This window comes from Metabacillus kandeliae (assembly GCF_021166585.1).
Taxonomy (GTDB): Bacteria; Bacillota; Bacilli; order Bacillales; family Bacillaceae; genus Metabacillus_B; species Metabacillus_B kandeliae.
Genome location: NZ_JAJOZE010000001.1, coordinates 1,100,263 through 1,116,874 on the forward strand (window position 1 = coordinate 1,100,263; position 16,612 = coordinate 1,116,874).

Genomic DNA, 16,612 nt, shown 5'->3' on the forward strand with positions numbered 1-16,612 from the left:
GTCAGTTTTGTTTCTGCTAATAGTCTTGCACAATTTCAGAAAAAAATAAAGCAGCGTGAAATCACGCCGCTTTACTAGAGTATAGCATTATTTTGCGTACTCTACTGCTCTTGTTTCCCGGATCACCGTTACTTTAATGTGGCCAGGATAATCCAATTCTTCTTCAATTCTCTTGCGAATATCCCTCGCGAGGCGATGGGCTTCCAGATCATCAATGCTATCCGGTTTTACCATTATGCGCACTTCGCGACCTGCCTGGATAGCGAAAGACTTTTCGACTCCTTCGTAGGACTCGGAAATTTCCTCAAGTTTTTCCAGACGGCGGATATAATTTTCAAGTGTTTCACTTCTTGCACCAGGGCGTGCTGCTGATAAAGCATCAGCTGCAGCAACCAGAACAGCAATGATTGATGTCGGTTCCTGATCGCCATGATGAGAAGCAATGCTGTTAATGACAACAGGATGTTCTTTGTACTTCGTCGCAAGCTCAACGCCGATTTCCACGTGGCTTCCTTCTACTTCATGGTCAATGGCTTTCCCAATGTCATGAAGAAGACCGGCACGCTTGGCAAGCGTAACATCCTCGCCAAGTTCAGCTGCCATAAGCCCTGATAGGAAGGCAACCTCCATGGAATGCTTCAGAACGTTTTGTCCGTAGCTTGTCCGGAATTTCAGACGGCCAAGAATTTTGATTAAATCCGGATGAAGTCCATGCACACCCACTTCAAAAGTGGTTTGTTCACCAACTTCGCGGATAAATTCATCAACTTCACGGCGGGATTTTTCTACCATTTCCTCAATGCGTGCAGGGTGAATCCTTCCATCCTGTACAAGCTTATCGAGGGCAATTCTCGCGGTTTCGCGGCGAATTGGATCAAATCCTGACAAGATGACTGCTTCCGGTGTGTCGTCGATAATAAGGTCAATTCCAGTGAGCGTTTCCAGTGTTCTGATATTTCTTCCTTCGCGGCCAATGATGCGCCCCTTCATTTCATCATTCGGAAGATTTACTACAGATACAGTTGTTTCCGCTACATGGTCAGCAGCACAGCGCTGGATGGCAAGAGACAGAATCTCTTTTGCCCTCTTGTCTGCTTCTTCCTTTGCCCTGTTCTCGCTTTCCTTCACCTGAATGGCAATGTCATGAGAAAGCTCGTTCTCTATCTTGTCGAGGATCTGCTGTTTAGCTTCTTCCCTCGTCAAGCCGGAAATGCGTTCGATCTCGGTTTGCTGCTTGCGAACCATCTCGTCCACTTTGCTTTCCATCTCTTCAATATGTTGTTGTCTTTCAACAAGGGAATCTTCCCGTTTTTCAAGCATAAGCTCCCGTTTTTCAAGGGTCTCATCTTTTCGGTCCAGATTCTCTTCTCTTTGCAATAAACGGTTTTCTTGTTTTTGAAGCTCGTTTCGGCGTTCACGAAGATCTTGTTCAGTCTCAGTCCGAAGCTTATGAATTTCATCCTTTGCTTCCAATAAAGCTTCTTTCTTTGCTGCTTCTGCTTCACGCTTCGCATCTTCAAGAATTTGCTCTGCGGCATTACGCGCACCGGCAATTTTCGCTTCGGCAATCGATTTACGAACAAAATAGCCAACAACTACACCGACGATTAGGCCAAGCAAAATGGAGATGATTAGAGTGGCATTCATCATTTCACCTCCTCTTGCTATGAACTTTTTTTCTTGCTAGATGAACATGTCGGCATGTACATTGTTTCATGTAAGTCTCAATATACTGCACAAGTTTTCATTGAATGATTTTAGTTATTAGCTGAAAGCAAATAAAGTTGCTTTAGCCAAAATCATTTTGTAAAGACTGTTAAAAAATACTAAAAAGAAAGCAGGATATACAATCTCATTGTAATCTTGTGAAAATTGATTGTCAAGCCCGCCAGTTAAGGGTTTCCAAAGGCTTTTGCCCTGATCGGGAAGAGCCTCTGCTCCCAGAGCAAAACAATACTGTTCTAATATCGCGAAAAAGCGGAATACAGCGCGATTTTTACGCTGAGCACTTTTAAATTCGGCTGTTGATTTCAGCACGCAGAGCCCGCTTTCCGCAGGGGCCGGCAGTGTGCCTCCCAGTATGATCTCACCTGTCCCGCTCCTTCAGCAGGGGTCTACCGCCTGCCGCTCCACCCAACAGGTCCGTTAAATACCAGCTTCTTCTTTAACATAGCAATACGCTAAAATACGGAAAAGGAGGCCCCCATACGGCAGCCTCCTTAGATCATTTATTCGTCCAGCAGTTCGAACTGATCTGCCTCTTCTTCCTCAGCAGGTGCATTCACATCATTATCAAGCCCATAATGTTCTCTGATCAGCAGCTGAATCTCACGGCGAAGCTCTGGGTTTTCTTTCAGGAACTGCTTGGAGTTTTCGCGTCCCTGGCCTAGGCGTTCTTCTTTATAAGAATACCAGGAACCGCTTTTTTGGACGATATCAAGGTCTGTTCCAAGGTCAATGGTTTCCCCTTCCTTGGAAATTCCCTCACCGTACATAATGTCAACTTCAGCTGTACGGAAAGGAGGAGCCACTTTGTTTTTAACAACCTTGATTTTTGTTTTATTTCCGACTACATCATTACCCTGTTTGAGCTGTTCAGCACGGCGCACTTCAAGGCGTACAGATGAGTAAAATTTCAGCGCACGGCCGCCTGGAGTTGTTTCAGGGTTCCCGAACATAACACCGACCTTTTCACGGATCTGGTTAATGAAGATAGCAATCGTTTTGGATTTGTTGATTGCACCTGAAAGCTTTCTCAGCGCCTGGGACATCAGCCTTGCCTGAAGACCGACGTGCGTATCTCCCATTTCTCCTTCAATTTCCGCTTTTGGAACAAGTGCAGCAACAGAGTCAATAACAACGATATCAACTGCTCCGCTTCGCACAAGTGCTTCTGCAATTTCAAGAGCCTGTTCGCCTGTGTCAGGCTGTGACAGAAGCAATTCATCAATATTGACGCCGAGCTTTTGAGCGTACACCGGATCAAGAGCATGCTCCGCATCAATAAAGGCTGCTTGTCCGCCGCCTGCCTGCACTTCAGCAATAGCATGAAGGGCAACTGTTGTTTTACCTGAGCTTTCAGGTCCATATATTTCAATTACTCTTCCGCGCGGATAGCCGCCTATGCCGAGTGCAGCATCAAGGGCAAGTGATCCGCTTGGGATTGTAGAAATTTTTCTGTCAGTCTGTTCCCCGAGCTTCATAATGGAACCTTTACCAAACTGCTTTTCTATTTGTTTCAGAGCCATATCCAAGGCTGCTTGACGATCGTTCATTTAAGTTCCTCCTTTGTTTACCTTCTATCCATACTATACCTTGTTTTATGCTGTTTGCCAAGCAAAAAGCCGAACATTTATTCGATTATTTTTTGCTTTTTCAGCTGCGGAAAATGATAGATTGCTAACAGGAAAATATACTTTTAATGTTTGTATTTTCCTGAAAATTTAATTATCTGCTTTGCAGTATACAAGCTGAAAATGAAAAAAGCTGATGACTCAGCTTTTTTCATTCAGCAGCTTCATAAGGTAGTAGCAGCCGTATTTAACAGATCTTTTTCTGATGCTGTCCCTGCTTCCTGCGAGGTTTAACAGGAATGTTTTCGTTTCTTTTCCTTTTAAGGCAATCCCTATATAAACCGTGCCGACCGGTTTGTCTTCCATCGGTTCCGGACCTGCTTCACCGGTAAAACCGATGCCAATTTCGCTGTCCATTATTTCTCTAACATTTTCAGCGAGCTCTTTTGCACATTGATCGCTTACAGCTCCATCTTTTTCAAGCGTTTCTTTTTTCACTTTCAGCTGCTTTTCTTTCACCTCTGACGCATAGCAGACAATGCCGCCTTTCAGGACTGCACTGGTGCCTTTTACAGCAGTCATTTGCTCTGCGAACAGCCCGCCTGTTAAACTCTCTGCTGAAGCGATGGTTCTTTCTTCTTTTATCAGGACATTGACAAGCTCCTGCATGATGGTGGACTGGTCATAGCCGTACAGATATTCCCCGGCACGTTCTCTGATCTTGCTTTCTGTTTCATTCAGCAGCTGTATCGCAGTCGTTTCCTCTGAATGCTTTGCTGTCAGTCTAAGCGTTACTTCTCCGTCACCTGCCAGAGGAGCAATTGTAGGATTGGACTGGTTATCAATTAAATCATCAATCTCTGTTTCAAGCTGCGATTCCCCGATGCCGAAAAACCTCAGCACTCTGGAAATGATTTTGTCCTGCTCGCCAAGTGCTTCAAGAAGATATTTTCTTCCATGGTTTGTGAACATAGGCTGCAATTCGGATGGCGGCCCAGGGAACATCATATAAATTGTTTCGTTTTTCTTTAAAGCCATTCCTGGAGCCATCCCATACTCGTTTTTCAATACCTTTGAACCTTGCAGAACAAGTGCCTGCTTTTTGTTGTTTTCTGACATCGTTCTTTTCGTCCGCTCATAATAATCTTCTATATATTGCATGGCATCATCGTCTGTGACAAGCTCTGTGCCGAGTGCCTTTGCAAGTGTTTCTTTTGTAAGATCATCCTTAGTCGGTCCAAGGCCTCCGGTGAAAATAATGATGTTCGCTCTTTTTTCAGCCGTTTGGATGGCCTGCAGAAGCCTTTCCTGATTATCCCCAACAACGGTATGGTAATAAACGTTAACTCCGAGTTCAGCAAGCTTTGCTGAAAGAAATTGGGCGTTCGTGTTCGCAATCTGTCCAAGAAGAAGCTCTGATCCGACTGCGATTATTTCTGTTTTTGTTTCCATGATCCATTGCTCCTTATTTAGAGTGCATAAATGCATCTTTATTCTTTGCAAAATAGTCCCATCCGGAAATAACAGTAAATACAACGGCGATCCATAAGAAAATAGATGCAAATGGAATAGACAGATATTCAAATGGCAGGTTATGCAGCAAGAGGGCGCTCACTGCGATAATCTGAGTCCATGTTTTAATTTTACCCAGCATGTTCGCAGCTATAACCTCTCCGCCGCCGGCTAATATAAGCCGAAGACCGGTTACGGCGAACTCGCGGCTGATAATCACAACGACCATCCAGGATGGGGCAAGGCCCAGTTCTGTCAGAATGATCAGGGCTGCTGAGACAAGAAGTTTATCGGCAAGCGGATCAAGAAATTTCCCAAGATCTGTGACAAGATTATACTTTCTCGCAAAGTACCCATCAACCCAGTCAGTGGCAGATGCGAAGATAAACAATAATGCCCCTGCCAGGTGTGATACTGGAAGCTTTGTCCCGGCAGCTTCAATTGTTCCCCAATCAAAGCCTGCGAGCATGATGATCATAAATACAGGGATTAGCAGGATTCTAAAGACCGTAATTTTATTAGGCAGGTTCATGTTATTCCTCCATCATAAGCAAATTTGATTTCTGCGTAAAAGAAAAGTCATCTGCACAGATGACTTTTGCTTTTGTTTAAGGTTTTACAGCAAGCTTGAGCGTTTGGGTATTTGCTTTAATCCCATACTTAAGCGGCTGGCCATTCAGCTTAATTTGTGTTACAGGTGTACTGCCGACACGGAGTACAGCGGATTTGTTTCCGGATAGATCCTGGCTGATGGTTTTTCCCTTTTTTAATGTTCCCTGGAAAACCGTTTTTCCGTTTTGGTCTTTAATGCTGACCCACGAACTTCCGCTAGCTTTCATTTCAATCGCGAGCTTGTCCGTGCCGGAAATTTCATAGGTGGCAGATGTTTTTAGCTTTTTGGTTACTTTAATGCTTTGTTTTGGTTCAGGTTTGGCCGGTTCTTTAGCCGCGGGCTTTTCAGCTGCAGGTTTTACGGAAGGTTTTGCGTCATCCTTTTTTGCAGAAGAATTGACTTTAATATCAGAGCTGATATTCTGCGCAGGTGCGCTTGCCTTGTCCGTCTCTGTTTCAGTACTGTTCTGCCTCCAGACCCAAATAATCACCGCTACGGCAATAATGATCAAAATGATGACGATCTTTGGCAGAATATCAAGTGCCTTTGATGCCGTTTCAGGAAGCTCTTTTCGGGACTGGACTCTTGATAGCTGCTCCGGAAGCGCATCCTGATGAGTGTCAGGCACTTCATTTTTATATTCTTCGAAAATCATTTCCGGATCAAGGCCCACTGCTTCTGCATACTGTTTGATAAATGCCCTTACATAAAACTTTCCGGGCATTACTTTATAATTGCCTTCTTCAATTCCGACCAGGTACCTTTTTTGAATTTTAGTTGTTTCCTGCAAATCATTGAGACTTAAGTTTTTTTCTTCTCTGGCGCTTTTAAGCCGGTTACCTAGTTCACTCAAACCAAACACCTTCCAATGCTAAAAATCGAATCCAGAAAAATCCGATTGATTGAATACTTGCGTCTCCTCGGCATCTTCATAGGTGATCTCCTCATCCGGATTATTGCGAAGCTCAATGATATAGTCAAAGTCCTCAAGTGTGTACTCCGTGTTCTGAACAAACATATCCGGGTGTTCTACCACTTTTGTGGCAGAAAGCCTCATGATTTCGCGGACAAGCTGAAGATGTTTCTCTGTCCCTCTGCGGGTAGAAACGATTCCATCGATAATGAACAGATTATCTACACTGTATTCGTCAGCAATAAGCTGGCTTCTCAGCGTCTGCTTCAGAAGCGTAGAGGACACAAAAAGCCATCTTTTATTGGCATTGACGCTTGCGGCGACGATTGACTCAGTTTTGCCGACTCTCGGCATTCCCCTTATTCCAATCAGCTTATGGCCTTCCTTTTTATAAAGTTCTGCCATAAAATCGACCAATAAACCAAGCTCATCGCGAACAAAACGAAAGGTCTTTTTATCGTCTGCATCACGCTGTATGTAACGTCCATGCCTGATGGCAAGCCTGTCCCTAAGCTTCGGCTTTCTTAATTTTGTAACAGCAATGGTGTCCATTGTATGTAAAATTGATTCAAGTCGTTTGATCTGGTCATTATGATCGCATTTTAACAGCAATCCTCTTCTGGAATCTTCTACTCCATTGATTGTGACTATATTTATTGAAAGCATTCCCAATAGGGAAGAAATATCACCTAGCAGCCCTGGCCGGTTTTTCTGGATTTCATACTCCAAGTACCATTCTTCCTTTGCCAAAGAGGATTCCTCCTTCGTTGAAGCAAGTGTACCTATAAAACTATAATAAAGCATTTTTATAGAAGTTAAAAGAAATATTCCCCATTCGCTGAAAGTATTATGATGGCAGTGCATGAGAGCCGGTGCAGCAGCCTATTTCTGCTTTTAAGGAGAGCAGAACAGTCTGCCGGAAAACTTTTTTCTGAATAAAGAAAAAAAGAGAGAGGATTCCTCTCCCTTTTTTTAATGGCTGCCGTTATTTTTAACAAGCTTTACCATCATATTGGCGATGGCATGCTGTTCTTCTGGAGAAGCAACGCTCCAAAGGTCAGCTAAAACGCGTTCCTGCTCGTTTTTTGCTTCTACTTTATCAGCCAGGTAGCCGCCGATTTCATAAGCAAGGTTTGAAACAGCACCAGTGTCCATTCCTTTTTCTTCAGCTGAATTTAAACGGTCACCAAGAAAGTTTTTCCATTGATCCCAATTGTTCAATACTGACATGATAAAAGCCCTCCTTTTAACTTCATTACAACATTATTGTTCCAGCAGGAGGGCTGCTTTATGCATTCTTTTTTCAGCAATGCCAGCCGCCGTTGACAGAAAGAATCTGGCCATTGATATAAGAAGCTTTGTTTGAAGCAAGGAACCTAACGCTTTCTGCTATCTCTTCGGGTTCAGCAAGCCTTCCCGCAGGAATTTCGTTCTCCAGAGCTTCCAGTTCTTCTTCTGTAAAATCATTCAGCATATTTGTTTTTACCGCTCCCGGGGCAATGCCGTTCACTCTGATCCCGCTTGGAGCAAGCTCCTTTGCCAGCGCCTTAACAAATGTATTCTGCCCGCCTTTAACCATGGAATAAAGCACTTCGCAAGAAGCGCCGGTTATTCCCCATATTGAGGTGATCACAAGAATGCATCCTGATTTTCTTTGAATCATTCCAGGCACAAGCTGCCGGGCAAGTTTGTAGGGGCTTGTGACGCCGAGATAAATCATTTTTTCCATATCCTCTTCCTCAATATCCGTCATCAGGCCATAATAGCTCATTCCGCTGTTCAAAAGCAGAAGATCAATCGGGCGGTTAATGGAGGCCAGCAGCTTCTCGTTTCCTTCCTTTCCAGACAGATCGGCTTCAATCGTCAGAACATCATTGCCTGCCATGCTGCATGCTTCTTTCAGTTCTTTTAATTTTTCTTTTCCAGTATTTCCATGCAGGTAAAGGTCATATCCATCTTCCGCCAGCTTCAAAGCTGCCGCACTTCCGATTCCCCCGCTTGCGCCTGTTATTAATGCTGTTTTTTTCATATGCCTGTTCTCCTCTAAAAAGTGAAATGCCAGACTGGCTTTGCACCTGCCTGGCATTTCCATTTATTTCGGCACCACCTGGCAAACAGAAATCAGCTTGTCATCTACGATTTCCTTCAGTACGCCGTTTACTTTATCTCTTGTCAAATCTTCCAATGCAGGTACAACATCAAAAAGGTTCATTTGGTTAAACGCATAGCGGGTGAATTGATTCGCAATATATTCCGGAGAATTAACCGCTCTAAGGAAAGCCCCGATTCTTTTCTTTTTGGCTGTTTCCAGCTCTTCTTCTTTAATGCCGCTTTCTTTTGCTGCATGAAGAATGTTTGCAATCTCTTCTGCCAGTTTGTCGGGATCTTCCGTATCTCCGCCGATCATGGCAAATCCAAAGCTTGCTTCCTCTGTATAATCATAGCTGAAAGAGTCATCAATCAAACCTGATTCATACAGTTTTCTGTAATTTTCTGAGCTTTTGCCAAACATAATGTCCAGAAGAAGATTGACGGCAAGTTCATTGTATAAAAGATCTTTCCCTGATTTGCCTGTGCTTTTTGCCTTGATGCCGACAAGGCATTTGGACGATTGCACGTTCATTTTCAGTGTTTCTTTCTGTTTATACACTTCATTTGGCTCTTCAGGCACTTTGCGCTGAATGTCATTTTGGTTTTCAAATTCTTTTTTCGCTTGATTTTCTCTGATCTGTGTGAGGATTTTTTCCGGTTCTACAGGTCCTACAATAAAAAGAGCCATATTGGACGGATGGTAAAACGTGCGGTAGCACTCATACAGCAGATCTTTATTGATTTTGGAAATAGATTCAACGGTGCCTGCAATATCTATCCCGACAGGATGATGATGATACATATTCTGAATCAGGCCAAAGTACAGCCTCCAATCAGGGTTATCGTCATACATGTTGATTTCCTGTCCGATAATCCCTTTTTCCTTTTCAACCGTTTTTTCTGTAAAGTACGGATCCTGAACAAAGTCAACAAGAGTTTCCAGATTTTTTTCCACATCTGAAGTGCTTGAAAATAAGTAGGCCGTTCTTGTAAAAGAGGTAAAGGCATTTGCTGAAGCTCCCTGCTGGCTGAACTGCTGAAAAACGTCGCCATCCTCTTTTTCGAATAATTTATGTTCCAGAAAGTGAGCAATGCCATCCGGAACCCGTTTTATTTCATCAGAGCCAAGCGGGGCAAATTCGTTATCTATAGAGCCGTAATTGGTTGTAAAAGTGGCGAAGGTTTTATTAAAACCTTTTTTCGGAAGCACATATACTTTCAAGCCCCCAGGCATTTCTTCAAAATACAGTTCTTCCTGCAGCTGATCAAATGTAATTGGCTTTGTCATTCCTGTCCCCCCGTTCCTTTCAGAAAATAGACGGTATCAAGCTCTATTTTCCCCGCTGCTTCCACGATTTCTTCTTTTGTTACTTTTTCGATGCCATTCAGCAGTTCTTCAAATGAGCGGTCCGTGTCCCCGACAGAATTTTGATAAAGAATCTCCGCTGTACCATATGAAGTATCTATGGTTTCCAGCAGCTGATTTTTTATTACTGCTTTTGTCTGGGCTATTTCGTGCTCGGAAAAATCTCCTTTTTTCATGGCTTCCATTTGCTCTTTAATAATGGTGACGGCTTGTTCGTAGTTTTTTACTTCCACACCTGACATGACCATCAAGAGCCCTTTGTGGCTTTCAATCCGGGATGCGGCATAATAGGCAAGGCTCGCCTTTTCCCTCACATTAATAAAAAGCTTGGAATGAGAAAAACCGCCGAAAATCCCGTTAAATACCTGCAGGGCATAGTATCCTTTTTCTTTATAAATGCAGTTCGTCCTGTAGCCGATATTCAGCTTTCCTTGCTTTACTTCCTGCTCTTCAATGATTTCCTTCGGTTCCTCTATTTTTTTGCCTGCTGATTCCATTACAGGCTCTTTTTCGCCTGCAGCAGAGAAAGAGAAGTACTTTTCAATATAACCAGCTGCATCTTCCTCTGATACATCCCCAATAATATATAAATCCTTTTTATCCTCTTTTAAAGCTTTTTGGTAATAAGCATAGAGGTTTTCTGCATTGATGGAGGCAATGTCATCCAATTCGCCGTTCACATGAAGAGCATATGGTTCACCTTCACACATTTCCTGCACGAGACGGAGGTTGGAATAGCGCATTTTGTCATCATATACACCTTGAATCCGCTGCTTCAAAGTCCGCTTTTCCTGATTGACGTATTCTTCCTTAAATGCTTTTCCGTCTGTTAGAGGTTTTAGCAGCAGCTCTGACAGGGCTTGCACTGCCTTTTCAAGCAAAGGCGCACCATCTGTAAGAAATTTTTCGTTGGCGACTTCCATTCTGAATGTAATAATGTGATTTTCGCCTTTTTTAGACAAGTCAGCTGAAAGGGTTGCTCCGTACAATTCATCCAGATGCCTGCGGAGTTCGCTCGTTCCTGGGAAGCTTTCTGTCCCTCTCTGCAGCACATAAGGCAGTATTCCTCTAAAAGTCACACTTTCTTTTTTCAGCGGTGCCAGCATTTTAAATATGAGTGTGTTTGTTTTGTATTTATCTGTTTTTACAGTATGGACAGTCAGGCCGCCTGCCTCTGTTTTCTTTTCGTTCAGCTTCATGAAAACCCTCCTCTTCTAAGGTCATAAATCTTATGCTATTAGTTTTGCCCTATTTTGGCATGAAAGATTGCATTCATGCTAGTAATTATATCAATTGGCGGTACATTTAGGAAATAACTCCTCCCGCCTGAAAAGGGATATGAAGCATGAAGAACATCGCCTTTTAAGATACGATAAAAAAATCCGGTTCATGCCGCATTTGCCGCATGAACCGGATTTCTCTTTTACTCCGCTTTTTTCATAAATGGCCACCAGTTTGCTTTATCAAATGTCCTTGCCATAACAGGGATAAAGAATGGCAGCATGAGGAAGCAATAGATCACAAGCCCTGTAAGAATCAGAGTGGCAATTTGCAGAAGCGAGAGCACGCCTGAAGGCAGCATGGCGGCAAATGTTCCCGCCAGGATGATAACAGCCGACAGGATTACGGTTCCCATATTCTTCATGGCCAAAATCATTGCTGATCTGACATCCATATCCCTGTACTCATTAAACCGGTCCATCAGGAAGATGGAATAATCGACGCCGAGCGCCATGAGTATAACGAATCCGAAGAATGGAACAGCCCAGTTCACGCCTGCATAATGGAGAATGTCCACAAAGATAAATTCAAGTATCGCTGCTGACGCATAGTATGTGATAAACAGCGAAGCCACAATATAAACCGGCATGACAAAAGATCTTAACAGCACTGCCAGGATAATAAATATGGCAAGCAGCATATAGAAAACGGTTCTGCTGTAATCACCATCAGAAATAGATTTCAAATCTGCATATGTGCTCGTTACACCTGAAACTCCAAATACGGCATTTTCCAGGCTTGTTCCTTTAACAGCTCTGTGCACAGATGCTTCCACGTCATTCATTTTATCCAAAGCTTCATTGCTGTAAGGATTAACTTTCAGAACAATATCCATTGTTGTTACCTTGTGATCAGGTGACATATATGTGTTGAATACTTCTTTAAAGTCCTTATTGGACAGAGCCTCTTTCGGAAGATGCCATCCGCTTGTTTCAGCATTTTTGTCATTGGCAAGCTCCCCTAAGTAAGAAGTGGCGCTGCCGATTCCGCCTGAAATTTTATCAAGGCCTTCAGCGCTTTTATCAAGCCCGTCAGTAAGAGAGCTGAGCTGATCAGCAAAAGGGGAAAGCCCTTTTTTCAGCTGTTCCTGCGAGGAAGCGATCGTACCTGCTCCACTCGCAAGCTCAGGCATTTTGTCAATAACCTGCTTCTGCCCTCCCGCTGCCTGATCCAGTCCGTCAGCAAGCTTTCCAAGGCCGCCTGAAAGCTTAACAAGACCTTTTTGGAATTCCGCCTGCCCGCCTGCAAGCTTTGCTAATCCATTATTGGCTTTATCCAGCTGCGGGACAACCTTGTTAAAGGCAGCGTTCAAATCTTTCATGCTTTTTTCTGTTTGCTGATAGCCGCCAAGCAGCTGCTTCATGCTGTCTGACATAGCTTTCATACCAGGATCCTGTGCAGATGCTGCTTCAGCCTGCGCCTGCAATTTGGAGAAATTATCGTTCAGTTCCCCGAGCCCTGCATTCACCTGGCCATAGCCTCCGGCAAGCGATGCCAGGCCTTTTTGTGCTTCCTGATAGCCTTTTAACAGCTTATTGCCATTTTCAGCAAGCAGCTTTGCGCCTTTTTCCGCTTCTGCCACCTGCTTTTGAATTTCAGAAGCACCGGCAGCACCGCTTTCAACGCCATTATTGATTTTTTTCAATGCACCCTGAAGCTGTTCTACCCCAGTTTTCAATCCATTTGTTCCAGTAATCAGCTTGTCAATTCCTGTATTGACTTCCTTCAGCTTTGGCGCCTGTGAAGAAAGTTCGCCTGAAGCTTTGGAAAGGCCGTCTCCAATTGTTTCAATGCCTTCTTTGCCTTCACCGAGGCCTTTTTTCAGCGAGTCTGCCTGAGAGGAGACAAGAAGCTCTTTCGGCTGGTCGCCAAGCGGTCTTGTTGCACTCCGGACTTTATCAACACCTTCAATTTTGTTCAGCTCAGACGTTACTTTTTCTATTACAGCAAGCCTGTCAGCTGTATTCAAAGGCTGATCATCCTGTATGACCACTTTAGCCGGAAGGGATTCTCCTGGTCCAAAGCTGTCTGAAATTAAGTTGAATGCCTTTACTGATTCATATTTGTCGCCAATTTCATCAAGCGAGTTAAACGAAAGAGATCCGTCATATTTTAAAAGCGGCGGAACAATAAACACAGCCGCAATCAATAGAGCAACGAGCGGGCGCTTAAAGGAAAAGGTTCCAGCCCATTTGAAAAATCTGCTTTCCGAGTGCTGCAGATTTCCTTTAACAGGCCAAAAAAGCAGATTGCCGAGCACTGCCATAAAAAACGGAACAACCGTAAAAAGGGCAAACAGCAAAAAGGCGATCCCTACAGCAACCGCAACAGCAGACTGGTAAAGCTTAAAGGTGGCAAATCCGATGGAGGCAAAACCTGCAAATACGGCCAAGCCGCTGAACAGAACCGTTCTCCCTGCCGTTTGGAAGGTGCGGATGATGGCTTCCGTTTTCTCCAGGCCGTTCGCAAGCTCTTCTTTAAACCGGCTCAGCAGAAGGATGCAGTAATCAGTCCCAATCCCGAAAAGAACGGCGACCATAAAGATTTGTGTAAAGGTGGATAGAGGAAAATTAAATTTGTCTACAAGAAATGCTACAACTGCCTGACTTGACAGATAGGCGATTCCAACTGTGATTAGCGGCACGATTGGAGCAATTATAGATCTGAAGACGAGAACCAGGACGACCAGAATAAAGATGAGCGTAATGTATTCTGTTTTCTTTAAGCCGTCCTGCGAGCTTTGAACAACATCAGCATCAATCAATCCTGAGCCTGTCATGTAATGTGTCACATGGTATTGTTTGATTGCCTCATTGATTTTTGTTTTCTGCTTTTCGGCAGATTCATTTGACTCTTTCATCGTCAGGGCTGCGAGAATTGTTTTACCGTCCTTTGAAACGAACTGATCCTCCAAGTCCTTTTGAAGAAAGTGTGAGTTTACAGTTTTTATTCCAAGACTGCTTTTTTCTTTATCTAACGTTTCAACCGCCTTTTTGGCCTCTGTTTTTTCTGCTGCTGTAAGGCCTTTGCTGTCATTGAATACGAGAGCAACAGCCGGACCGTCTTCTTTGGACATTTTGTTCAGCAAATCATTGGCAAGAGAAGATGAATAACCTGAAGGAACGGAAACCTGGCCTTTATCTTTTACTAATTCGCCCATATTCGGTGCTGTAATCATCAGTGCAGCAACGGCTAAGATCCAAATCACAAAAATAGGATAGCGGGCTTTTATAATCCATCTCACGGTGCTTCTTCCTCCTCATATTTCCCCTGCGTCATTTTATAGATCTTTTCATAAACGGATAAAAAGGTATCGATTTCTTCCTCAGTCAAAACGGTCAGATAGGAAGCAACGAATTGCTGGATTTGCTGCTCCCCTTTTTCAAAAACCTCTTTGCCTTTAGGCGAGCTTGTTAAAAAGACGCCTCTTCTGTCCTCTTCATCACGGGTTCTTTCAACAAATCCTTTCAGCACAAGCCTGTCAATCATGGCCGTAATCGCGCTCTTATTAACGCCGCACACTTCAGCAAGCTCTGTTGATCTGCACTTTTCCCTGCCGGTTATGTAGCGGAGCACTTGGTATTGCTCAATCGTGAGCTCTTCCAGAACTTTTTCTGAAATGATGGAATTTACTCTTTTCATCGCAAATAAATAGACTTCTTCATAGCGCCTGATAAAATGTTTCAGCTTTTGCTGATCCAAATGGCTTGCCCCCTGACACAAGTAGTTCAATACTTTAACTATTCAACACACAAACTATATTCCCGTATGGACAGGTACTTTGTCAACCATTTTTTTCAAATAAAAAAGCATGCAGAAACTCTGCATGCTAAGTTGGTTTTACTGTAGGATTTTTTTCTTTTCCCGGCTTAATGAGGAAAAGGACAATGATAAGAGTTACAAGGGCCGCTCCAATGGAAAGGTAGTAGATGGCATGTTCAGACATATCCATTACCGCCGCATAGACCGGAGGCCCTGCTGCTACTCCGATAAAGCGCATCGAGCTGTAGAAAGAGGTGATGGTTCCTCTTTGTTCCTTTTCAATGCCTTCTGTGATCAGTGCGTCAAGGCACGGGAGCGCGAGGCCAATTCCAATGCCGCTCGCAACAAGAAAGGAGATCAGAAACAAAAAGCTGTGCTGAACTCTGATCGCCGTAAATGAAAGGGCAAGCAGCGCCATCCCGAACACAAGGAGCACCTTCATCAGATGCTTATCTTTGCCAATTTTCTTTCCTGCGAAAAAAGAGCTGGCTGACAGTGCAAGAAGAGGGATGGCAAGCATGAAGCCTTTTTTGACGCCATCAATCTTATACTGCACTTCAAGTGTCTCAGACAAATAAAACAGGATGCCGAACAGAATAAACATCACAAGGCAGCCTGTCGCAAAAATGGCATAAAGCCATCTGCCATGCTTGGCAAGAACCCCTTTCACACTGTGCAGAAATTCTTTTATGCTTTGAACCTCTTTCTTTTTCTTCGGAGACTTTACCAAAAATAAAACAAGAAGGACACTGATTAAGCTGAAGAAAGGAATAAACCAAAAAGGCAGAAACCAAATAAAAGAAGCGAGCAAAGCTCCTATAATCGGACTCAGCACTTTTCCTGCTGTATTGGCTGTTTCAATTAAGCCAAGGCCTGAACTGACTTCTTCATCCTCTTGGAACATATCCCCTATCAGCGGAATAACAACAGGGGCAGCCCCTGCTGATCCGATTCCCTGCAAAACCCGTCCCATCAGAATCCAGAAAAAAGGATCGGGAAATTTCCACGCCGCCCACCCTGATAAAGCTCCGCCTGCTCCGGCAATAATTAAGCAAGGAACAATGACGATCTTCCGGCCGAGCCTGTCGGACAAATAGCCTGCTATTGGAATGAGGAGAATGGCCACAATAGAATATACGGTTATGATTAAAGAAACTTGAAAAGAGCTGATCGAAAGCTCTTTTTCAATAAGGGTCAATACCGGAATAAGCATGGAATTGCCGAGAGTCATAACAAGCGGCACCGATGACAAGGCAATCAAATCAAGTTTTTTTGGCTGATCCATAATTTTCTCCTTTATCCCGTCATGTCAATATGGTTATTGTTTGTCCCTTCGCTTTTTCTATCCTGCCAATTTTAACAAGCGATGATGAACTTTTAATAAGACATTGCACTTCAAATTGGGCAGTCTGCTGTCCCAAGTGATCACTTTACTGGAGGATTTGCTGCTTCTGTTGTCCGTTACGGCTTTTTAACTGGCCAAATTTATTTTCACACCATCAAAACTGAATTTCGCCACCCTCCCAAAGATCAAGAAAGCGAACCAGCAGCCGGCTTTTCCATTTACTGTCCAACTTAGACAGTTTACTGTCCAAACTGGGCACGCTACTGTCCAAAATGATCACTTTACTGGCGGATTTGCTGCTTTTACTGTCCGTTACGGCCTGTTTACTGTCCAAACATGCAAAACCCATTTTTGGACCGCTAAAACTGAATTTTGCCTCCATCACCCCAGCCATCAATAAATCCAGGCCTTCAGACATAAAAAAGAGCTGCTTTAA

Annotated in this window: 15 protein-coding genes; all 15 read right to left on the reverse strand. The window is 43.7% G+C overall.

The genetic code is table 11. The features are described from left to right. Positions 1–87: 87 nt before the first annotated feature. The 15 genes from rny to LRR81_RS05680 all read right to left on the reverse strand — a co-directional run bounded on the left by rny (position 88) and on the right by LRR81_RS05680 (position 16,594). A complete protein-coding gene (gene rny, locus LRR81_RS05610; RefSeq protein ID WP_408631583.1) occupies positions 88–1,647 on the reverse strand; it encodes a ribonuclease Y in 1,560 nt (519 codons plus the stop codon). 117 nt (positions 1,648–1,764) lie between these two features. Continuing rightward, positions 1,765–2,037 (reverse strand): hypothetical protein, encoded by a 273-nt coding sequence (locus tag LRR81_RS05615; protein ID WP_231788291.1) that lies wholly within the window; start codon positions 2,035–2,037, stop codon positions 1,765–1,767. Between the two features lie 191 nt (positions 2,038–2,228). Further along, positions 2,229–3,275 (reverse strand): recombinase RecA, encoded by a 1,047-nt coding sequence (recA, locus tag LRR81_RS05620; RefSeq protein ID WP_231788292.1) that lies wholly within the window; start codon positions 3,273–3,275, stop codon positions 2,229–2,231. A gap of 219 nt (positions 3,276–3,494) precedes the next feature. Continuing rightward, positions 3,495–4,745, reverse strand: coding sequence for a competence/damage-inducible protein A (locus LRR81_RS05625; RefSeq protein ID WP_231788293.1), 1,251 nt, complete (start codon positions 4,743–4,745; stop codon positions 3,495–3,497). Between the two features lie 13 nt (positions 4,746–4,758). After that, complete coding sequence (gene pgsA / locus LRR81_RS05630; protein ID WP_231788294.1) at positions 4,759–5,337, reverse strand: CDP-diacylglycerol--glycerol-3-phosphate 3-phosphatidyltransferase; 579 nt, start codon at positions 5,335–5,337, stop codon at positions 4,759–4,761. Positions 5,338–5,413: 76 nt separating this feature from the next. Then, positions 5,414–6,271 (reverse strand): helix-turn-helix domain-containing protein, encoded by an 858-nt coding sequence (locus LRR81_RS05635; protein WP_231788295.1) that lies wholly within the window; start codon positions 6,269–6,271, stop codon positions 5,414–5,416. A gap of 18 nt (positions 6,272–6,289) precedes the next feature. Then, a complete protein-coding gene (locus LRR81_RS05640) occupies positions 6,290–7,081 on the reverse strand; it encodes a YmfK family protein (RefSeq protein WP_231788296.1) in 792 nt (263 codons plus the stop codon). 222 nt (positions 7,082–7,303) lie between these two features. Further along, positions 7,304–7,561, reverse strand: a complete 258-nt coding sequence (locus LRR81_RS05645) for a DUF3243 domain-containing protein (protein ID WP_231788297.1) — start codon at positions 7,559–7,561, stop codon at positions 7,304–7,306. 73 nt (positions 7,562–7,634) lie between these two features. Then, positions 7,635–8,360, reverse strand: a complete 726-nt coding sequence (gene ymfI, locus LRR81_RS05650) for an elongation factor P 5-aminopentanone reductase (protein ID WP_231788298.1) — start codon at positions 8,358–8,360, stop codon at positions 7,635–7,637. 63 nt (positions 8,361–8,423) lie between these two features. Continuing rightward, entirely contained in the window at positions 8,424–9,710 is a 1,287-nt protein-coding gene (gene yfmH, locus LRR81_RS05655; protein WP_231788299.1) for an EF-P 5-aminopentanol modification-associated protein YfmH, read from the reverse strand. After that, the gene (yfmF, locus tag LRR81_RS05660) at positions 9,707–10,987 is read right to left on the reverse strand and encodes an EF-P 5-aminopentanol modification-associated protein YfmF (RefSeq protein WP_231788300.1); all 1,281 of its coding nucleotides are present in this window, start codon (positions 10,985–10,987) and stop codon (positions 9,707–9,709) included. Before yfmF ends, yfmH begins: the two co-directional genes overlap by 4 nt. A 224-nt stretch (positions 10,988–11,211) precedes the next feature. Beyond that, positions 11,212–14,313, reverse strand: coding sequence for an MMPL family transporter (locus LRR81_RS05665; protein ID WP_231788301.1), 3,102 nt, complete (start codon positions 14,311–14,313; stop codon positions 11,212–11,214). Continuing rightward, positions 14,310–14,771 (reverse strand): MarR family winged helix-turn-helix transcriptional regulator, encoded by a 462-nt coding sequence (locus tag LRR81_RS05670; protein ID WP_231788302.1) that lies wholly within the window; start codon positions 14,769–14,771, stop codon positions 14,310–14,312. The genes LRR81_RS05665 and LRR81_RS05670 overlap by 4 nt, the downstream gene beginning before the upstream one ends. 127 nt (positions 14,772–14,898) lie before the next feature. Continuing rightward, positions 14,899–16,116 (reverse strand): MFS transporter, encoded by a 1,218-nt coding sequence (locus LRR81_RS05675; RefSeq protein ID WP_231788303.1) that lies wholly within the window; start codon positions 16,114–16,116, stop codon positions 14,899–14,901. Positions 16,117–16,330: 214 nt separating this feature from the next. Beyond that, positions 16,331–16,594: a hypothetical protein gene (locus LRR81_RS05680; RefSeq protein ID WP_231788304.1), complete on the reverse strand. Its 264-nt coding sequence runs from the start codon at positions 16,592–16,594 to the stop codon at positions 16,331–16,333. Positions 16,595–16,612: the final 18 nt, after the last annotated feature.